This is a genomic window from Collinsella sp. HCP3S3_E5, from assembly GCF_052067635.1.
GTDB lineage: Bacteria > Actinomycetota > Coriobacteriia > Coriobacteriales > Coriobacteriaceae > Collinsella.
In genome coordinates, this window is the sequence record NZ_JBQHQF010000007.1 from 1 (window position 1) to 20,450 (window position 20,450).

Below are 20,450 nucleotides of genomic sequence, written 5' to 3' on the forward strand. Positions count from 1 at the left end.
TCCGATCTCCCGGGGCCGGCCGATCCGGCCCTCAGGGTATCGGGTTCCCACATTCATCCGCACATGTACGGATGAATGTGGGAGGTGTTCGGATAAAGTTGATAATCAAGGGGTTTAAACAAGGGGGGTTTGTTGCGCAACACTCGTTCAATGAAACAGGGGGTTAGGTTATACTAAATTCCACTGCAGGCCCAATCTGATGCAATTTGCTTTGGATTCGACCTTCAGCGGACATCTAATTCACTATTTGGTTGTCCCGGCGGTTATTTAGCGTCTCGACGTAAGCTCGGCCCCGGAGCCCGTTCGAGCTGTTCGTATTCCTTGAAAGGGGAAACATGGACATATCGAGGAAGACTGATTATGCCCTCCGCATGCTTGCGATGCTTGCCGAGGAGCCGGAGCGGTTGCTTTCTGTTCGCACTGCTGCCGAAGAGGTCAATGTTCCGTATTCGTTTGCCCGCTCGATCCAACACGGTTTGGTTCAGGCCGGTATTGTGGAGAGCCTGCGTGGCGTCCACGGCGGTATGCGTCTTAAGGTCAACCCGAGCGAGGTCACTATCCGTCAGGTCGTCGAGGCCGTTCAGGGCCCTATGGTTATGAATGATTGCACGGCACTCGATGGCGACTGTGCACGCAGGGGCACGTGCTGCTATCATCCCCTGTGGGCTGGGGCCCAGGCGCTGATGCGTGACTACCTCGATTCCGTTTCGCTGGACGATGTCGTCGCTCGCCGCCAGTTCCCCGCCGTCGATCCCAAGTTCGCCGACCGCGACGCCTTTCCCGAGTATGCCGTTTGCGCGTGTGCTTGCCGGGAGGAGTAGCGCCGCATAAGGAGCATAGCTATGATTCAGGACCCCTTTCGTTCGATGATTCGTTCGGAAGGGGTTCTGCGTTATCGCGACCTTCCGTGGCGCCGCACACGCGACCCGTACATCATCTGGCTTTCCGAGGTCATGCTGCAGCAGACGCAGGTTCCACGCGTAGAGATGCGCATGCCGGCATGGCTCGACCGCTTTCCGACCGTGCATTCTCTCGCCCAGGCCGCTCCTTCTGATGTTTTGGACGCTTGGCAGGGCATGGGCTACAACCGCCGTGCTTTGGCGCTCCATAAGGCTGCGCAGCGACTCGTGGAGGACTGGGATGGGGAGTTTCCGCGTGATACACGCGACCTGGTCGCGCTGCCCGGTATTGGGCCCGCAACGGCGCAGGGCATTCGGTCGTTTGCGTTTGATCTTCCGGGAGTGTACCTGGAGACCAATGTGCGCACGGTCTTTCTGCATTACTTTTTTCCTGACGTTCCGTCTGTTCCCGATCGCGAGCTGGTGCCGTTGATCCAGGCGGCCTGCCCGGCGGCGCCCGGTGCGGCGGCGGATGAGGTCGCTCCCTTTGCCGTGCCGCTCGACGATGCCGATACGCCGCGCGCGTGGTATTACGCGCTGCTGGATTACGGCGCGTATCTCAAAAAGACGCTGCCCAATCCGTCTAGGCGCTCGGCGGGTTATAGCCGCCAGTCCAAATTTGAGGGCTCGCGTCGGCAAAAGCGTGCCCATATCGTGCGCATGCTGCTTGCAGCTCGCGACGGACAGCCGGCGGGCATAACGCTTGTTGAAGCTGTTGCAGGCGTTAACAAGATGGAGGCCGCAGCGGGTCGCGAACCGGTTGGTTGCGATTTTATTGCGGGCATTCTTGCCGACCTGGAGCGCGAAGGCTTTTGTCGTGCCGAAGGCGAGCGCTGGCTGAGTGTGTGATGACGCGAATTTGCAGAACAGGATAGTAAGGTTTAGACTCTCGGCATGAGGGTATCCTAAAGGCAATGCCGCTCAAAGTCTATGGGCGGCGCGTATTGAAGGGAAGTACACCTATGGATTTTGAGAATTCTCAAACCAAGAAGAACCTCGAGACCGCTTTTGCCGGTGAGTCCCAGGCGCACACCAAGTATCGTTACTATGCATCCAAGGCCAAAAAGGACGGCTACGTTCAGATTTCGAATATCTTTGCAGAGACGGCGGGCAACGAGTCCGAGCATGCCAAGCTGTGGTTTAAGTACCTGCACGACGGTGCTGTTCCGGATACGCTGGACAACCTGCGCGATGCCGCCGCGGGCGAGAACTACGAGTGGACCACGATGTATGACGAGTTCGCCAAGACCGCCGAAGAGGAGGGTTTTGCCGAGATCGCCGCGAAGTTCCGTGGCGTTGGCGCTGTCGAGAAGGCTCACGAGGAGCGCTATAACAAGCTCGTCGAGCGCATTGAATCGGGCGAGGTGTTTGAGCGCGAGGGCGTAAAGGTGTGGAAGTGCCTGAACTGCGGGCACCTGCATGTTGGTGCCAAGGCGCCCGAGGTGTGCCCGGTTTGCAACCATCCCAAGGCGTACTTTGAGGAGCAGGTGGTGAACTACTAGCGCGTGGCGCTGGCTGCTGCGGAGCGCAGGGCGGGAGGCCGGATTGCCTTCCCTCCCCGCTCACGGCTTCGCAGGGTCGCGTTGAGGGAAGGCAATCCGGCCTCCCTCCCCGCGCCCCGGCGTTGGGTCGTTGCGTGCTCGCTACAGAAAAGCTGATTAGAAGTTTGCGTGCCGCCCCTTTTGGGGCGGCACGTTTTTGTGTGGGGTCCCTGTCTTCACAATTTCCGTCAAGCTTTTGGTTAGGTTTTGGTCGGATGGCGCAAGGGCAAGAGGGCAAAAGATTGCTGGCGAAAAAAGCTCAAAGAAAGTGCTGGTAGGGGAGTTGTTGAACTTTTCGACAGTTTTCTGACAAAAGAATCTTTGCGGCTATTGCCGCGGATTTCGTTGCCGCGGCCGCGATGGTGCGGGATGCTGGGCGCAAGCATCGAATGCTCCTATTGAGGAGGCCAACATGGATCTGTTTCTTGAGACCCCGCAGCAACAAGCCGAGCGCATGCTGCGCCAACAGCAGCGGCTTATGGAGATGCAAATGCAAGGGGCAGCCGTCCAGCCTCCTGCGCAAAACGCCGCGCCCGCGGTATCGTCTGCGGGTGAGGTGGACCCAGGAGCCTATTCCGTACAGCAAGATTCATATGCGCAGGAGCTTGCGTTCGACAAGCGTCGTGCGCGTCGCCGTCGCTGGGCCCAGCGCCTGCGTACGCTGGCGATGATCGTGTTGATCCCGTTGGGACTCGCGGCAATCTTCTTGGCCTCATATGCCCTCACGTGCATTCTCAACGGCGCCTCGCCCAGCGAAGTGCTCCAACATTTGACAGCTCTCGGCCAGCGCCTGGGCGATGTCGTAACAACCATCCGCGCCGGCTGGGAGAGTTAGCGTTTGTCACATTAGGACTTCTAGGGTGCAGGGATTATCGCCACGAGTAGAATTCTTGCATCCTGTGGGTCCTGTCGTGCGACTGAATAGTATTATTGATGATAATTAATAATAGGATTTGCTATGCATAAGCAGGATTTAGAGCAGACTCTTTTGGGTATTGACGAAGAGGCGGAGCTGGAAATAGGTCCAAGAGACGATAGACCGAGCGTTGTATTGGTGGGAGGGAGCGCCTTCATGCTTAACGATGTGACGAATCGGTCGGTTACACATGACATTGATGTGTTTGAGGCAGACAGGTGCCTCCGCGAGATCATAGCTCGATATTCCGAGGTGAATGGTATGGCGGCGGCATATTGTAATCAGATGCCATTCAATTACGAAGATCGTTTGATTCCCTTGGATATTGGGGCGCGTTTTATCAGGTACTTTACGCCATCCTTGGAAGACCTAGCGGTAATGAAGCTCTATGCTTACCGTCCGAACGACATCGTCGATCTTCATAGCCAGGCATTCGTCGACCGACTTGATTGGGGGCTGCTCGAACGGCTTATATTCGACGAGGGCGAGGCGCTGGCGTCGTCGCCTTCGGAGCGGAGTTATCAAGAGATGGTCTGCGCATACAGGCAATACAAAAAGGAGGTGCTCGGTTGAATCTGACCTTTGAGGGATTCTTAAAAGGCTATTGCCGAGAGCTATCCGGACAGCAGTCGCTCAGTTTTAGAAAACTGGTTAAGCAGGCGACGACGGTTGCGCCGCGCGTGGCGGAGCCCCTGTTTTTGCTCGCTTTGGCGCAGGGTAAAGCCGAATACGTTCTGGGCTTATCCGAGGGTTCGTGGATGGAAGAGGGTTACCGAGGCGTTTTGTCCTTGTACGCCCAAGCGGGTAGCCTGGCATCTCTATGCACCGAGGACAAACTCCCTAATCGTTATGCCAACGTTTGGCGTGCGTATAGAGCGGTGAAGGAAAAGCCAGTGGCGGACAGAAGGATCAACGCTCTGATGCGAAAAAGAACGTTGGGAGCGCTAGGGGAATCGGGCGTAACGCGCTACGGTCTCTGCCGCGATTTGAATCTGAATAAGGGAAACGTGTACGCATACTTAGCCGGCGATGACTCAAAGGTGAGCAGGGAGACGGCGCGCCGCATTATGGAATATGCGGAGGAGAGGGGCGCCCAAGAAGGGGCCGGGCGCCCGGTGCGTGTGGCGGGGTAAGATTGATCGCGGTTTTGATTGATGATCGATTGGGTTTGTTGGGCGGAGTCTATGTCTGCTGTTGATATTGTGCTGGTCGTGATCGCCTTGGTAGCGGTAGGAGTGGCTGTGGCTTGCGCCCTGCAGCTCAAGGGCCTTCGCGCCGAGCTGCGAGAGCGCGGCGATGGCGGTGCGGAGGCGCTGGCGGCACTCGAGCAGGCCAACAACGCGCTCGATGCCCTGAACGTTGCGCTGGCCGAAACCCGCCGCACGGCCAATGCCATCGCGCAGCAGCAGACGACAGATGCGGCCGTGGAGCAGCAACGTTACCTGAACATCGCACGCGAGTTTTCGCAAGCTGGTGACCGGATGGATGACCTGCGCCGCGAGACGGCCCAACAACTCGGTGCCAACCGCGAGGGCATCGAGCACCGCCTGGACAAGGTGCGCGAGGCGGTCGATGCCCAGCTGGGTGCTATCCGCAAAGACAACAACGTGCAACTCGATCAGATGCGCGCGACGGTGGACGAGAAGCTCTCCCGCACGCTCAACGATCGCCTGTCGGCATCGTTTAAGCAGGTGAGCGACCAGCTCGAGGCCGTGTACAAGGGCCTGGGCGACATGCAGTCCATCGCCACCGGCGTGGGCGACCTTAAGCGCGTGCTGGGCAACGTAAAGGCGCGTGGCATTTTGGGCGAGGTGCAGCTGGGTGCAATCCTGGCGGACATCCTTACACCCGACCAGTATCTGGAAAACGTCGCCACCAAGCCCGGCGCCTCGGAGCGCGTTGAGTTTGCCGTCAAGCTGCCGGTAGACGAGGACGATCCCGTGCTGCTGCCGATCGACTCCAAATTCCCGGGTGACGCATATGAGCATCTGCTCGACGCCCAGGAGTCGGGTGACGCTGAGGCCGTCGCCGCTGCGCGTAAGACGCTCGACGCCATGGTCAAGCGCGAGGCCAAGGACATCTGCGAAAAGTACCTGAGTGTGCCGGCAACGACCAACTTTGGCATTATGTTCGTGCCGTTTGAGGGGCTGTATGCCGAGGTTGTCAGTCGTCCGGGACTTATCGAGACCCTGGGCCGCGACTATCACGTCAACGTTGCCGGCCCTAGCACCATGGCGGCTATCCTCAACAGCCTGCAGATGAGCTACCAAACGTTTAGGCTGCAAAAACGCACCGATGACGTGCTGCGCGTGCTTTCTGCCGTCAAGGCCGAGCTGCCGCGCTATCAGGCGGCGCTGCGCCGCGCCCAGCAGCAAATCGAGACCGCGGGAAAGACGGTCGAGGGCATCATCACCACGCGCACCAACGTCATGGAGCGCAAGCTCAAGGACATCGACGCGCTGGAAGACGCCGACCAAGCTGATGAGATCTTGGGACTCACGCCCGCGGGCCTTCTCACAGACCAAGAAGACGAGGAATAATTACAACAAGACGGTGGGGCGCCGGCGCAAACGCGGGCACCCCGCTGCTTTTCGCATCGTGCTTGCCTGAAGTGCGCTTTAGTATGCAACAATGACGTTTAGCCCCGCCAGATGTGAAAGGAAGCCCATGTCACAGAGAAGCACCAGTCCGCTCAAACGCTCAACCGTGCGCCGCACGCTACAGCGTTTTTGGGACGTCACGCGCACGCAGCCGCTGATCGTCTTTCTCTCGGTGCTCTCGTCGGCGGGCTACATCTTTTTGCTCACGTTTGCCAACACCTACGTGATGGCGCTTATCGTCGACCGCGTCCAGGCCGGCCCCGTGGCGGGCGACCGGGTGTTTGAGGTCTTTGGCCCCTACATTCTGGCGCTTGTGCTCGTTAACCTAGTGGGCCAAATCCTCTCCAAGCTGCAGGACTACACCGTCTACAAGCTCGAGATTGCGGGCAACTATCACTTGGCGCGCCTGTGCTTCGACACGCTCTCCAATCAATCCATGACATTCCACACCAGCCGTTTTGGTGGATCGCTTGTGAGCCAGACGAGCCGTTTTATGAGCGGCTACACGGGGCTGGTGGACGTGACGGTGTATTCGCTCATTCCCACTGTCACCTCGGTTGTCTGCACGGTGGCGGCGCTCGCTCCGGTGGTGCCGACGTTTACCGTGATCCTGGTGGGCATTATGGTCGTCTACATCGCGTTTGTCTGGCTCATGTATAAGCGCATCATGCCGCTTTCGGCCGCGACGTCCGCCGCGCAGAACAAGCTGTCGGGCGTGCTTTCCGACGCGGTCACGAACATCCTGGCCGTCAAGACCTGCGGGCGCGAAGACTTTGAGCGCGACCTGTTCGATAGCGCCGACCGCGCCGCGCGCGACGCCGAGACGGTTTCGATGCACGCCATGATGCAACGCAACTTTACGACCTCGGGCCTTATCGTCATCACCATGGCTGTGGTGAGTGTGTTTGTGGCGGGCGGCAACGCGTGGTTTGGCATCTCGGCCGGCTCGCTCGTCATGATCTTTACCTATACGTACAACCTCACCATGCGTCTGAACTACGTAAGCTCCATGATGCAGCGCATTAACCGAGCGCTGGGCGATGCGGCCGAGATGACGCGCGTGCTGGACGAGCCGCGTCTGGTGGCAGACGACGAGAACGCTCCCGAGCTCAAGGTGGGCGATGGCGCGATTGATTTTGAGCACCTGAGCTTTGCATACCGCGACGCCGCGGCGGGCGAGAGCGTGTTCGACGACCTGACGCTCCATGTGGCGGCGGGCCAGCGCGTGGGCTTGGTGGGCAAATCGGGCTCGGGCAAGACGACGCTCACCAAGTTGCTGCTGCGCCTGGACGACGTACAGGGCGGTCGCGTACTCGTGGACGGTCAGGATGTCTCGCGCTGCACGCAGCAGAGCCTGCGCCGCCAGGTTGCCTACGTGCCGCAGGAGGCGCTGCTGTTTCACCGCTCCATTCGCGAGAACATCGCCTACGGCCGCCCCGACGCCACCGACGAACAGATCCGCGAGGCGGCCCGCTTGGCCAATGCCCTGGAGTTTATCGACCGCCTGCCCCGGGGCTTTGACACCATGGTGGGCGAGCGCGGCGTTAAGCTTTCGGGCGGCCAACGCCAGCGCGTGGCCATCGCCCGTGCCATCCTCACCGACGCGCCGATTCTGGTGCTCGACGAGGCGACCTCTGCCCTGGACAGTGAGTCCGAGGCGTTGGTGCAGGAGGCGCTTGAGAACCTGATGCGTGGCCGTACCTCCATTGTGGTGGCACATCGCCTGTCCACCGTGGCGGCGCTCGACCGCATCGTGGTGCTGGCGGACGGCGAGATTGTCGAGGACGGTACGCATGCGCAGCTTGTCGAGGCAGGCGGCGAGTACGCAAGCTTGTGGGGCCGCCAGACCGGCGCATTTTTGGAGGCGTAAAGACCCCATACGTGGGACAATCGTGCCCATAGGTAAGTTATGCCGCTGATCCGAGGAGTCGTTATGCCACGCGAGACCAATGCCGCCAAGCGCGAGCGCGCCGTTGAGGTGTGCGAGCGCCTTAACCGTCGCTATGGCCCGGTTGAGTGTTTTCTGGACCACGAGAATCCCTATAGGCTGCTCATAGCGGTGTTGCTCTCGGCGCAGACGACCGACGCGCAGGTCAACAAGGTGACGCCGAAGCTGTTTGCCCAGTGGCCCACGCCCGAGGCCATGGCGGGGGCGAGCGTTGCCGATGTGGCAGATACCATTAAGTCGCTCGGCTTCTATAAGAGCAAGGCCAAGCACGCCGTGGAGGCCGCACAGATGATTGTCGCCGATTACGGCGGCGAGGTGCCGGCCGACATGAAGGAGCTTGTCAAGCTGCCGGGCGTGGGACGCAAAACGGCGAACATCGTGCTCAACGTGGGGTTTGGCATTGTCGAGGGCATCGCGGTCGATACGCACGTCAACCGCATCGCGCACCGCCTGATGCTGAGTCCCAAGACGCACGCCAAAGAGCCGCTCAAGACCGAGCAGGATCTGCTCAAGATCTTGCCGCACGAGTATTGGGAGTCGGTCAACCACCAGTGGATCACCTTTGGCCGCGAGATCTGCGACGCCCGCAAACCTAAGTGCGACGAGTGCCCGCTGGCAGATCTTTGCCCCAGCGTACGGATGGACTAGGTTGCAAGGGCAGGGTGTCGCCGCTCTCGCGTATCTCCGGGTGGCACAAATCGAGGCGCGGCCGGTGACCACGGCGCTCGCTACGACTCCCGAAGCAAGAACTCTTCTGCCGGCACAACCGATGCGCCCTCGGTATCGTAGCGCTCGGAGCCGTGATATACGACGGCTCGGTCCTTTGCGGGAATGCCCAGTTCGGAACCAACAGAGCGTAGGTGTCGAGCGAATGTGTCGCGATAGGTAGCGCCCGATTTGATTTCGAACGCCTGCGGGCGAGCCGGCTCTGTTAGATCGATAAGGTCGATCTCTCGTTTGCTGTCGTCGCGATAAAAGACAAGCGTGGGCTCGATGCCTCTGTTGAGATATGCCTTCTGGCGTTCCGAGACAACGAGGTTTTCGAATATTTCCCCGCTTAGGGGGTGGTTCATGAGACTGCGCTCGTCGTGAATGCCAAGCAGATGGCAAAGTAGTCCCGTGTCGTAGAAGTACAGTTTTGGCGCTTTGGTAAGCCGCTTGCGCATGTTTCCAGCATATGGCTGAAGCAGGAACACCAAATAGCTTGATTGCAGGATCGAAAGCCACGAGCTGATCGTCGCCGTGGCGACTCCCACATCAGCGGCGAGTCTTGATAGGTTGAGCAGCCCTCCCACGCAAGCCGCGCACAGCCCGATCATTTTTCTAAAGGAGCTCAGGTTGCGCACGTCGAGAAGACCGCCCGCATCGCGTTCCACATAGGTCATAAGGTAATTTTGGTAGAACATATCGGTGGGGATGCCCGCATCATATATGCGCGGGTATCCCCCGCGAATCAGGTAGGTGTCAAGCGAGATTTGCGTATCGCTGAGCTCCTGGTAGGAGAGAGGTAGGAGTTTGAGCATGCCGACGCGCCCGGCAAGCGATTGCTGGATGTTGTGCATGAGCAAAAAGTTTTGCGAGCCGGACAATACATACTGGCCGGCTCTTCCGCGCTCGTCGGAGGCGACCTGAATCATGCTGAACAGCTCCGGTGCATATTGGGCCTCGTCGATGATCAGATGATCGGGGCGCCTGCTGATAAAGCCGACGGGGTCATCGAGTGCGGCGCGACGGACTTCCGGGTTCTCGAGGTTGAGATATTCATATTCAGGAAAGACGGCCTTGATGAGAGTTGACTTGCCGCTTTGGCGTGGCCCCGTAAGCGAGACGACGGGGAACCATTCTGACATGTCGCGTAGCTTTTGGGCCATGCTTCGCTCAATCATTTTTAACGCCCTTCGTGTCTTGCATCGCATGCCCGTAGGCAGGCTTTTGGTCCGAAAGCCTCGTGCCGAGTTTGTCAGCATCCGGCGGGTTTCGTGGCAGGTCTTTGGGATTTGTCAGATTGTCAAGGCAAAACAACCATAATTACTAATTAGAAGTTACCACAACTATAAAGTAGGAATTGCCATAATTACAAAGTAACGCAGGTGAAAGCTGATAATTGATGCTGCTCGATCGGGCTGTTTTGTGCCGAGGGCGTTCGGGCATGCGCGTTTTGGGTGAGTGGACCGGGTGCTGATGGCCGCCGTGCAGTTTGCGCGACGCCCGCAAACCCAAGTGCGACGAGTGCCCACTGGCAGATCTTTGCCCCAGCGTACGGATGGTGTAATAGCTTTTTGCAAACTTTTTTGCAAAAAAGTCTCAAACCTTAGATATAGCTTGGTTGCGCAACCTTTTGAGTTTTTTCTCGGCTTGAATTAACCATGCAATTCAAATGTCTTCTTTCGCGAAGTGGTCGCGGAGAAGCAAGTCGGGAAAGGACGACCACATGAATAGGAAGCTTAACGCTGCTATCACAGCCGGTCTGAGCTTGAGTATGGTGCTTGGCTCTACGCCGGTAACCGCTATTGCTGCACAGGTCCAGCAGCCTGCTGCCAAGAGCGCAACCGAGGCTAATGACTGGTGCGTGCTCAATGTTTACGATGTTAAGAAGCAGGAGACCCCGGCTGTTAAGAAGTACACGGTCACCTACTACGATGGCTACAAGGTTCTTACCACCAAGGAGTACGACGAGGGTAGCTGTGACTACCTCAACTACACCCCGGTGAAGGAGGGCTACACCTTCGTCGGCTGGGCCTTCACTGGCTCTAAGGACAAGATCGTTGCTAACGAGAACCCGCTCCAAGGCGACTGGCACCTCGACGCCCTGTGGAAGAAGAACGACAGCAAGCCCTCCACGGAGAAGCGCACCGTCCTCGTCCAGTACTTCGACGAGGGCTACGATCCCATCATCCGCGTCGTCGACTTCGAGGGCTCCACTACTTGGATGAACCAGAAGCCGATGGACAAGCCTGGCAAGGTCTTCGTCGGTTGGAAGTACACGGGTGCCGACGATAGCGAGATCATCAAGCCTGGCCAGCCTCTTAACTACACGGATGAGAGCGTCAACCTGCAGGCCGTCTGGGCCGACGCCCCGGTCGAGTACGCTACCGTGACCTTCTACGACGAGGGCGACCAGCCGATCGGCAACGCCACCTATCAGGTCGGCTCCTTCAATTGGGATGCCATCACGCCCGCTCCCAAGGACGGCAAGGTCTTCGTCGGCTGGAAGTACACGGGTGCTTCCGACGACCAAATCATCGACTTCGCGACTACCCCCATCCTGGCCGACGTTTCTCTTCAGGCCGTCTGGAAGGACGCTGCCAAGGAGACCCACACCGTCAACTTCTATGACGAGGGCTACGATCCCATTATCCAGCTGGTTGATTTCGCCGGCTCCACGACTTGGATGAACCAGACTCCCGCCGCCAAGGACGGCAAGGTCTTCGTCGGTTGGAAGTTCGTTGGCGCTGATGACAGCGAGATCATCCCCGCTGGCACCGAGCTTAAGGCTGACTGGAATGTTCAGGCTGTCTGGAAGGACGCCGAGGCTGCCGTCCACACGGTGACCTATTACGACGAGGGCTACGAGCCCATCGGCCATGGTGAGATCCGGGCCGGCCAGTTCAACTGGGATCAGGTCAAGCCCGCTGCCAAGGACGGCTACACCTTCGTCGGCTACAAGTTCACCGGCGACACCGATGACCATATCATTGACTTCTCCAAGACTGCTATGCCCGACGCTGATGTGTGCCTGCAGGCTGTTTGGCAGAAGAATGCCGAGCCCACTCCCGAGCCGACCGAGAACGAGCACACCGTTACGATCTATGAGAATGGTAAGGTTAGCACGGTCAAGGTCAAGGATGGCGAGAAGCTTTCCAAGCCCGCCGACCCCGAGGCTGTTGCTGGCTACGAGTTCGTCGGTTGGTCGACTTCTAAGTCCGAGATGGCTCAGTATGACTTCGATCAGCCTGTGACCGGCGACCTCACCATCTACGCTATGTTTAACGCTAAGAAGGAGACCGTCGAGAACGGCAAGGCCGAGGATTCTAAGAAGCAGGTTGCTGCTGACAAGAAGGACGAGGCTAAGGCCGAGAAGAAGGACGCCGCCGCCCTCCCTACCACTGGCGACCCGATCTTTGTAGTGACCTCAGCTGCTTCCCTTGCCGGCGCCGTGGCTGCCGCCGTGGGCATGTACATGACCAAGCGTCGCGAGCACTAATCTCTGCTAGCGTTTACCTCCGGGCTTAATTAGCCCAAACCTGATAGTCGCGTGGGGACCCGACCCCCACGCGGCTTTTATGTTTTAGTTATCTTGCTGAGTTTTGTCGGCTCCTGCATCCGTATTTAGATGTCCGCGTCATATAAAGGAGCGCCGCTGCGATGCGTGCAGCGGCGCTCCTTTGAGTTGATTCTTATTGTATGTGCTCGGCCCTAGGCCAGCGCGCGTACGTTTGAGGAGATCTTCAGCACCAAAAACTCGGTCGAGGAACCCAGCTTGAGCAGGTCGCCGTCGTGGATAGGAATCTGACTGTCCTCGTCATCGGCGGTGCGCAGCGAGCGTGGCTTTTCGATAACGGTGGTCGTGCCGTTGCGTGTCACCAGCACCGTTCCGTTGGTGGAGTGAAGGCCGCTCGCGAGCCACGTGCCGTTAGAAAATGCTACACGCAGGTGCCGGCGGGATACATCGGGTCCTACGTTGGTGATGGCGTTTTGGTCGTGTGCAAAAGAGCCAAGTACCGTACCCTCGGGCTCGAGGCTCAAAGGATAGATTGGCGGCAAGGCCGAGCCGTCTTTCGCAAGCCTGAGCAGCCCCAGTTTTGCAGGAGGCTCGTTGACCTTGCGGTTAGTGCCTTGTGCCTGGACGACCTCGGCGGTCTCGAGCGTGCCAAAGGTCTGGGCCAGTTGCGTTATGGCAAAGTCTTTGACCTCGGAGGCGGCGGCGTTGGGATCGGCCAAGCATCCGCAGACCGTTAGCGCAAGAAGCTCCAAAAGGCGCCGGTCGCTTTGCTTGAGGCCCGGCATGACGGCGATGCGGTCAAAGATATTGCGCAGGATGGAACCATCGAGCCCCCAGTGTTCGAGCGACGTCGCCATGCGCTCGAGGGCACGCGTCGTAATGGCTTGCTGGCGAGCGTTGGCGGCCGCTGGACTGCTGCCGCTGGCGATTTTTGCAGCGGCAGCCAAGTTCTGGACGCTCTGCGAAAAATCGGCAAACATCTCGGGGTCGATCTTGTCGGTACCCGGAACGACGTGCACCACGCGTCGCGATAGAAACGTCTTTTCGGCAATGCGAAACCTTGGGGCCGGTTTGGCGTCCATCGGCTTGTCCGAAACCAAGATGCGCGCCGCTTCTCGATTATTGATCTGCAGGTCGCACTTAAGGAAATCAAAGAGCACCTCGGAAGGTGTTTCCGCGCGCATGATGCGAGGCTCCTTTCTGGTATCCGGTGAAGGTATTAGATGCAAAAGCCGGGTAGGACATAGGTCTTTTGGTCTGGTTTGTTTCCGGGCGTTGCCCAGCTAAACACGTCGCCGTCTCTTCCAACGCGGTTAAAGTACGTCGAGTTGGCGCCCTCGCTGCAGTCGGCGCTGGGGGTGCGCTCCCAGTAGTAGATCTTTTTGCCGGCGACGGTGCGGATCATGGCGTCGTTGGTGGTCAGACCGCTTACGCTCTGCTCGCGATAGAGCTGGTACTGCTCGCCTTCTCCGCTGTAGAGGGTAGAAAGGTACTCGTAGCCTTCTGCGAACGTTTCGGGCGCCTGGTAGCCGCACAGCTCGCTCATGGACGGCAGCCACAGCTTGTCATCGGTGGCGGTGATGCTGGAGGCGTCTTTGGTGCCGCCGGTGTTGTTGGTGAGCTTTCGCACCGAGCGAATCTGATTGCGGAGATCGTCGGGCAGCGTAGCCATGCCCTTGTCCGCCAACCATTCACGAAGCGACGATTGCTCCCAACCGCCCGTCGCGGCGCTGTCGTTTACGGCGCGCATGGCGATGGGGGTACGGAACATAAAGGTGATGCCAGCGGGAAGGCCGTCATCGGTGAGTGTGTCTGCCTTAAAGCCCACGATCTGGATTTGTGCCTTGGTCCCGTCGGAAAGCCTGACGGTCTTGGTGTTCTCGTTTTCGAGCGACTGCTTGCTGTTTACCAGGTGGTAGGTTTCGGCAATCTCGAGCACCTTTTTGCTGGAAGATGTCTCTTGGATTTTGCGGGAGATCAGGGCGAGTTCTTCCCAGGTGTAATCGTCGAGTGACGGCTTGATGCCGTGCGCCAGGTCGATAAGCCCCCAGCATCCCGTGGCAATGGCAGAGCCTGCTATGCCGGCAACGCAGACGCCGCCGAGCACGAGCGCAGCGCGACGCGAGATGACTGGGTGACGCGTCTGAGCCTTGTCGGAGCAGGAAGGCTTCGGTTGCTGGCTAATGTCGATCGGGGTGGGCAGCGGCGTGCGCGGCTCAAAATCGATGTCTTTAATCCAGGCATCGAGCTTGCCGACAATCGTAGACAGCGGCGCGCGCTGGGACTGCTCGTTATGGATGCCGCTCATGATGACATCGACAAGCATTTGGTCGCCTGGTACGCGTGCCTCAAGCGGCTCGTGCTCGTGCTCGATCTTGTACAGGTAGGGCGACTGGTCCATATGCTCGTTTAGGCGATATGGCGTGTGGCCGGCATAGAGCGTGTAGAGTACGCTGCAGAGCTCGTATGTATCGATGCTGGGCGACGTACGCAGCGGCGCCAGCTCGGGGATGTCGTTGGAGAGCATCTCGGGTGGGGCGAACTCGGGGGTGCCGTTGCGCCAGATGCCGGTGGACATGGTAAACGAGGGGTCTGAGCGCTTGATGCTCGAGCTGCCCAGATCGACCAGGCAAAGGTCAAAACTGCAGTGTGCAATCTGCTGGGCAAGGGACCGGCACGTCGTGCGAATGATGATATTGCGCAAGGAGATATCACGGTGTACAAACGGCGCATCGAGCTTTTGGGCACCCAGGAGAATCTCTCCCAGGCGTTTTCCAATCGCGGCGACGGTGTTTGCGGGAATGTGGCCGCCCTCGGCGGGGTCGGTTAGCTCTGCCGCAGCATCGCGAAGGGGCAGGCCTTCAATCCACTCCATAACGATGACCGGTACGGAGCCGGTATAGCCGTAGCCATAGGTTTTGGGAAAGCCGTCCAACAGTGAGACGGCTGCAAGATTGCGATACTCCTCGGTAAGCGTCTTGATGTCCGAGGGGCTGACGGCGGAGCCGTCTTCATCACAGCCGCTGAGGGGCCACAGCGTCTTGAGCGCAAAGGTCTCGCCCTCGGTGTTGGCGACCTTGCGAAGATGGTGGGAACCGCCGCCGACTGCCCCGCAATCCAACAGGGTGGTAAAGCGGCGAATAGTATCGGGGTCTTCGGTGGTCGCAAGCATGGCGTTTGGTTCAAAGGGGGACAACGCGATGATATTCATATCCGTGTCGTACGTCACGGGGCGATCCTTTCGAGAAAAAAGTGCATGGCGATAATGTTAGTGAAAAGGTAGCGCAACCGTTGCCTTAATCGAAAAGGTGCCGTTATTTGCATGGGTTGATGCAAATAACGGCACCTTGTGCGTCGAAGATGTGTGGGCGGGCTAGTCTGTGATGCGAATGACCAAGAAGCGCGTCGTGGCGCCCAAGCAAAGCGTGTCTCCGTTGTGAATCTCGACGGGGGTGTTGGCAAAGTTGGCGGGGCGCTCGCGTCTAGGCGGTTCGATAGCATGTCGGCAGCGATCGACGCCCGAGATCAAAAACGATCCGTTGGTGGAGCCGAGGCCCTGCGCAAGCCAGCGTCCGTCTTGGAGCCAAATGCGCAGGTGCTGACGCGAGACATCGGAATCGACGTCGGTGATGGCGTTCTCGTCGCTCGTCAGCGACCCGATAATGCTGCCCACCGGGTCCGTGGTAAGGGGACGCAACGGCGGTCGTGCCGAGTTGCCCACGACGCGCAGCAGCCCCAGGCGAATGTCTCCCGTGGGGCGCGCGGTTGTCGAGAAAAATGAGGTGACGGTTGTCTCGACCGTGCCGAGTGTCGAGAGCATCTGGTCGGACACAAAGGACTCGGTGTATTCGATGGCGCGGGCGGGGTCGCCAAGGCAGCCGGTAACGATAAAAAAGACCAGATGGATGTAGAGGCGGTTTTTAATGTCGCTATCGTCAGTGGTCTCGATGCGCTCGACGCCGTTTTTAAAGAGCATGCCGTCGACGCCGCAATTGGTAAGGGCATCCTGCATGTCTGGGGCGCACGATTCCATATAGCGTTTAGCGACCTTGCTCAGCGATTGGGGGTCGGAGCCTCGGTTTTGTATGATGAGGTTGAGTATCTGGCGCGCACTTTGTTCAAAGGGCGCAAACAGCGACTCGGGAAGGTCACCGGGTTTGGCGTGAACGATTTCGCGTGAGATAAACGACGGGACCGTCAAGCGTTCGGAGATGAGGCGTCCACCGTAACGGGCGTTGCCGTCCATGAGAATTTGCGCGGCGTTACCGTTGTTGATGCGACCGAGTGACTTGAGCCCGGCGTACAGTGCACAAGATGGAGTGTCGGCCATTTGTTTTCACCCCCCCCTCATCAAAAAGTGACATTGTATACGCAAGTATCTTCAATTATAGGCGCTTTTCAGCTCGAAATGCTCGCCAGGGGGCGCGGACGGTGTAAATTGCTGCCAGAAGACAGCAAATTAAAAAGCGGAAAGCGGATTAATAAGCTGGGAAACGCGTTGGCAAGACCGTTGTGGGCAACATTTGGCATGATGTCGCTTTGGCTTTTGGTCACGGGACCGTGCGGTACCATAAGCGTCAATGAACTTTGACGCACGACCCGCCGAGCTTGCCCCGGCGGGCTTTTGGCGTTGCGATGCCGGAGGAACAGCATGCTCATTCACCGTATAGCCGCGCAGCTCTACACTGCCGAGGCCTTGCAGACCGTCGAGGCCGGGCTCGACGCCGGCGAGGATGTGACGCTGGCCGTGTCGCAGTCGGGCCGCACGCTTATGGCGGCTGCTCAGTTTGCGCGCCGCCCGCGCCCTACGGTCTACATTGTGAGCGGCGAGGACGCGGCCGATCGCGCCGCGCGCAGCCTGGCCGCCTACGTGGGCCTGGCGCACGTGTGCCGCTTTCCCGAGCGCAAGGACTATCCGTGGCGCGAGCAGGCACCCGACGATGCCGTGGTGGCGCAGCGCTGCGAGGCTCTGGGGCGTATCGTGCGCGGGGACAACTGCATCATGGTTGCCTCGGCCCGCGCGCTGCTGCGTTGCGTGCCGCCAGTCGAGAGCTGCTACTGGGAGTCCACGACCTTTGCGGTGGGCGAGGAGATTCCTTTTGACGAAGTGCCGCAGCGCCTGGTGGGCATGGGCTATACCAATGCCGGCGCCGCCGACGCACCCGGCCTGTTCCGCGTTCACGGCGACACCGTCGAGGTATTCCCCGCACAAGAGAAAGCGCCCGTGCGCATTGAGTTCTTTGGCGACGAAATTGATCGCATTCGCCGTATGGTGAGCTCCACGGGCCAAACCATCGGCAACGAGGACAGCATCGAGATCTTCCCGTGCCGCGAGCTGGCGCTTACCGACGAAGCCGTTCACAACATGCACGTGGCGCTCTATCGCGCAAGCCAGAGCGACAGCAAGCTGGCGGCACTGCTCGAGATGGTTGATGCGCGCATCGTCACACCCGAGCTCGACCGCTTTTTGCCGGTGATGTACGGCCAGACCGTGAGCCCGTTGGCGCACGTGAGCGGCAAGGCGCTTGTGGTTCTGTCCGAGCCGCGCTCGCTGTTCGACGACTGCCTGCGTGCCTACGAGGATATCGAGGCGCGCGCCGGCGAGGCGGGGATTGACCGCTTGGACGGCCTGTACGTGCGCGCCCAGCAGCTCGACTTTGGTGCTCAGCAGCGCCTGAACTACGTGAGTCTGATCCGCGCCGGCGGTGCGGTTACGGCAGAGCTCAAGATTGAGCAGCCGGCTATCGCAGGCTCGGACAACCGCTTTATGACGCGCGTTCAGGAAGTCGTGGGCAAGCGCTATGCCTGCGTGTTTGCCATTCCCGACCGCGGAGCGCGCGAGTCGATGGAGCTCACCTTTGGCGACGAGGGCATTACCTTTGAGGAGTCGCTGACGGCCGCCCCCGAAAACGCCGGTGTTATTGGCGAGCGCGTACGCGTGGCAGCGGCAGATTCTGCCGACCGTGCTGCCCGCCAGGAGGCCCATGCCTCGATCCGCGAGCGCCGCGTCGATGCGCTCAACGCCCGCTCGCTCGAGGCGGGCGCCGCCCAGGCTGCCGCCGGTGCTGCCGTACCCACCATCTCGCGCGGACGCGTGACCTTTGTGGATGCTGCCCTGCCGCAGGGCGTGGTGGTGCCCGATGCCAACCTGGCCGTGTTCTCGATCGCCGATCTCAACGCCCGCATGGACGCCAACCGCGCGCGCAGCCGTCGCAAGGTGGACATTACGCAGATCACGTTTCCGTTTAAGCCGGGCGACTACGTGGTACACGCCACTCACGGCATCGCGCTCTTTAGCGAGATCGCGCGCCAGGAAGTTGGCGGCAAGGAGCGCGACTACTTTTTGCTGGAATATGCCGACGGCGACAAGCTCTACGTGCCGCTCGAGCAGGTCGACCGCATCACGCGCTATGTTGGTCCCGACGGCGACAAGCCGCGCCTGACTAGGCTCAACACCGCCGACTGGACGCGTGCCACCAACAAGGCGCGCAAGAACGCCAAAAAGCTGGCGTTTGACCTGGTCGATCTGTATACGCGCCGTTCTTCGATTACCGGTATCGCCTGCCCGCCCGACACGCCCGAGCAGATCGAGATGGAGGAGAGCTTTCCTTACGACGAGACGCGCGACCAGCTGGAGGCTATCGCCGACATTAAGGCCGACATGGAGGCGCCCAAGCCCATGGACCGCCTGCTGTGCGGCGACGTGGGCTTTGGCAAGACCGAGGTTGCCCTGCGCGCGGCGTTTAAGTGCGTGGACTCCGGCCGTCAGGTCATGGTGCTCTGCCCCACGACCATTCTGGCCCAACAGCACTACGAGACCTTCTTTGAGCGCTTTGCCCCGTTTGGCCTCGAGGTCGAGGTGCTCAGCCGCTTTCGCACGCCGGCGCAGCAGAAGCGCGCGCTCAAGGCGTTTGCCGAGGGCACGATCGACGTGCTCATCGGCACGCACCGCCTGCTTTCGGCCGATGTGAACCCCAAGAACCTGGGTTTGGTGATCATCGACGAGGAGCAGCGCTTTGGCGTGCAGCACAAGGAGCAGCTCAAAAACCTGCGCGAGCAGATTGACGTGCTCACGCTTTCGGCCACGCCTATTCCGCGAACCATGCAGATGGCCACGAGCGGCGTGCGCGACATGAGCCTGATCACCACGCCACCGACCGGGCGCCGCCCCGTGATCGTGCACGTGGGGGAGTACGACCCCGACGTGGTGAGCGCGGCGATTCGCCTGGAGGTGGGCCGCGGCGGCCAGGTGTACTACGTGTCCAACCGCGTCAAGACCATCGACGACGCCGTGGCACGCGTACACGAGGCCGCGCCCGAGGCGCGCGTGGGCGTGGCGCACGGCAAGATGAGCCCGCGCGAGGTCGAGGACGTCATGATCGAGTTCGCGACCAAAAAGATCGACGTGCTCATCGCCACGACCATCGTGGAGAGCGGCATCGACAACGCGACCGCCAACACGCTCATCATCGAGGATTCGCAGCGCTTGGGCCTGGCACAGCTCTACCAGCTCAAGGGCCGCGTGGGCCGTTCTGCCACGCAAGCCTACGCGTACTTTATGTTCCCGGGCGAGCTGCCGCTCACCGAGGAGGCTACGGCGCGCCTGACCGCACTCTCCGAGTTCCAGGACCTGGGCAGTGGCATGCGTATCGCCATGCGCGACCTGGAGATTCGCGGCGCCGGCTCGCTCATGGGCGCCGAGCAGCACGGCAACCTGTCGAGCGTGGGCTTTGACCTGTTTACGCAGATGCTGGGTCAGGCCGTGGCCGAGGCGCGTGGCGACGACGATGCCGGTGTGGAGGCGGCGAGCGTGGGTATCAACCTGCCGGCCGACTACTTCTTGTCCGAGGAGTACCTGCCGGCGGTGGATCAGCGCGTGCTCGTATACCGTAAGCTTGCGGCGGCCGGGGACCTGGAGAGCATCGACGAGGTGCAGGAAGAGACCGAGGCCGCGCATGGCGAGCTGCCGTTGGCGGGACTCAACCTGTTCAATCGCGCGCGAATCCGCATTCGCGGCGAGCGCCTGGGGCTCGAGAGCGTTACGCTCAGTGGCGGTCGCATCACGTTTTTGGGCGTCGACGTTCCCAAGAAGGTGGCCTATGAGCTTAAGACCCGCTATGGCGCGGTAAACTTCCCCAAGAGCCGCAAACTGTCGGTGCCCTACAAGGCGGGCGCCGGCGCGGGCAGCGGCCTGGGTCGCGGTCTCGACGCCAACGACGGCACCGGCCCCGTGGCCGCGGCACTCATGCTGCTGCAGCAGCTGGGCACGTCCGACGATGACTAACGGGTCGACGCCGTAAACGCCCCATTTGGGCAATCTGGTT

At 60.0% G+C, this 20,450-nt stretch carries 17 protein-coding genes; 12 read left to right on the top strand and 5 right to left on the bottom strand.

The genetic code is table 11. From position 1 onward, the window contains the following. Positions 1-335 precede the first annotated feature (335 nt). The 3 genes from ACTM82_RS03315 (at position 336) to rbr (ending at position 2,401) form a co-directional block, all read left to right on the top strand. Positions 336-821, top strand: a complete 486-nt coding sequence (locus ACTM82_RS03315) for an RrF2 family transcriptional regulator (protein ID WP_154518481.1) — start codon at positions 336-338, stop codon at positions 819-821. 21 nt (positions 822-842) lie between these two features. After that, positions 843-1,748, top strand: a complete 906-nt coding sequence (locus ACTM82_RS03320) for an adenine glycosylase (protein WP_441055842.1) — start codon at positions 843-845, stop codon at positions 1,746-1,748. A gap of 113 nt (positions 1,749-1,861) precedes the next feature. Beyond that, positions 1,862-2,401 (top strand): rubrerythrin, encoded by a 540-nt coding sequence (gene rbr / locus ACTM82_RS03325; protein WP_154518486.1) that lies wholly within the window; start codon positions 1,862-1,864, stop codon positions 2,399-2,401. Between the two features lie 239 nt (positions 2,402-2,640). Here rbr and ACTM82_RS03330 read toward each other — a convergent pair whose 3' ends face one another. Continuing rightward, on the bottom strand, positions 2,641-2,826 hold the full coding sequence (locus tag ACTM82_RS03330) for a hypothetical protein (RefSeq protein ID WP_441041724.1): 186 nt from the start codon (positions 2,824-2,826) through the stop codon (positions 2,641-2,643). A gap of 26 nt (positions 2,827-2,852) precedes the next feature. On the opposite strand from ACTM82_RS03330, the gene ACTM82_RS03335 reads away from it, so the two are divergent. The 6 genes from ACTM82_RS03335 (at position 2,853) to nth (ending at position 8,552) form a co-directional block, all read left to right on the top strand. Then, positions 2,853-3,275 carry a hypothetical protein gene (locus ACTM82_RS03335; RefSeq protein WP_154518493.1) on the top strand — a complete coding sequence of 141 codons (423 nt, stop codon included), beginning with the start codon at positions 2,853-2,855 and terminating at the stop codon, positions 3,273-3,275. 123 nt (positions 3,276-3,398) lie between these two features. Next, positions 3,399-3,929, top strand: coding sequence for a DUF6036 family nucleotidyltransferase (locus ACTM82_RS03340; protein WP_427728910.1), 531 nt, complete (start codon positions 3,399-3,401; stop codon positions 3,927-3,929). Next, positions 3,926-4,489 (top strand): hypothetical protein, encoded by a 564-nt coding sequence (locus ACTM82_RS03345; protein ID WP_441015564.1) that lies wholly within the window; start codon positions 3,926-3,928, stop codon positions 4,487-4,489. The genes ACTM82_RS03340 and ACTM82_RS03345 overlap by 4 nt, the downstream gene beginning before the upstream one ends. A gap of 51 nt (positions 4,490-4,540) precedes the next feature. Further along, on the top strand, positions 4,541-5,896 hold the full coding sequence (locus ACTM82_RS03350; protein WP_441054386.1) for a DNA recombination protein RmuC: 1,356 nt from the start codon (positions 4,541-4,543) through the stop codon (positions 5,894-5,896). Between the two features lie 127 nt (positions 5,897-6,023). Further along, a complete protein-coding gene (locus ACTM82_RS03355) occupies positions 6,024-7,826 on the top strand; it encodes an ABC transporter ATP-binding protein (RefSeq protein ID WP_441054384.1) in 1,803 nt (600 codons plus the stop codon). Between the two features lie 63 nt (positions 7,827-7,889). Next, positions 7,890-8,552, top strand: coding sequence for an endonuclease III (gene nth, locus ACTM82_RS03360; protein ID WP_441054382.1), 663 nt, complete (start codon positions 7,890-7,892; stop codon positions 8,550-8,552). Positions 8,553-8,632: 80 nt separating this feature from the next. Here nth and ACTM82_RS03365 read toward each other — a convergent pair whose 3' ends face one another. Next, positions 8,633-9,775 carry an ATP-binding protein gene (locus tag ACTM82_RS03365; RefSeq protein ID WP_441088512.1) on the bottom strand — a complete coding sequence of 381 codons (1,143 nt, stop codon included), beginning with the start codon at positions 9,773-9,775 and terminating at the stop codon, positions 8,633-8,635. A gap of 326 nt (positions 9,776-10,101) precedes the next feature. On the opposite strand from ACTM82_RS03365, the gene ACTM82_RS03370 reads away from it, so the two are divergent. Together ACTM82_RS03370 and ACTM82_RS03375 are read left to right on the top strand one after the other, a co-directional pair. Further along, on the top strand, positions 10,102-10,176 hold the full coding sequence (locus tag ACTM82_RS03370) for a hypothetical protein (RefSeq protein WP_154518561.1): 75 nt from the start codon (positions 10,102-10,104) through the stop codon (positions 10,174-10,176). 159 nt (positions 10,177-10,335) lie between these two features. After that, positions 10,336-12,108, top strand: coding sequence for an InlB B-repeat-containing protein (locus ACTM82_RS03375; RefSeq protein ID WP_441054380.1), 1,773 nt, complete (start codon positions 10,336-10,338; stop codon positions 12,106-12,108). A gap of 212 nt (positions 12,109-12,320) precedes the next feature. Here the strand turns inward: ACTM82_RS03375 and ACTM82_RS03380 are convergent, their stop codons facing one another. From ACTM82_RS03380 to ACTM82_RS03390, 3 genes are all read right to left on the bottom strand, one after another. Then, a complete protein-coding gene (locus ACTM82_RS03380) occupies positions 12,321-13,310 on the bottom strand; it encodes an FHA domain-containing protein (RefSeq protein ID WP_441054378.1) in 990 nt (329 codons plus the stop codon). 35 nt (positions 13,311-13,345) lie between these two features. Continuing rightward, positions 13,346-15,355, bottom strand: a complete 2,010-nt coding sequence (locus ACTM82_RS03385) for a DUF6273 domain-containing protein (RefSeq protein ID WP_441054377.1) — start codon at positions 15,353-15,355, stop codon at positions 13,346-13,348. Between the two features lie 144 nt (positions 15,356-15,499). After that, positions 15,500-16,456: an FHA domain-containing protein gene (locus tag ACTM82_RS03390; protein ID WP_441054375.1), complete on the bottom strand. Its 957-nt coding sequence runs from the start codon at positions 16,454-16,456 to the stop codon at positions 15,500-15,502. Between the two features lie 321 nt (positions 16,457-16,777). Between ACTM82_RS03390 and mfd the strand changes: the two genes are divergently transcribed. Further along, the gene (gene mfd, locus ACTM82_RS03395) at positions 16,778-20,410 is read left to right on the top strand and encodes a transcription-repair coupling factor (RefSeq protein ID WP_441054371.1); all 3,633 of its coding nucleotides are present in this window, start codon (positions 16,778-16,780) and stop codon (positions 20,408-20,410) included. Positions 20,411-20,450 lie beyond the last annotated feature (40 nt).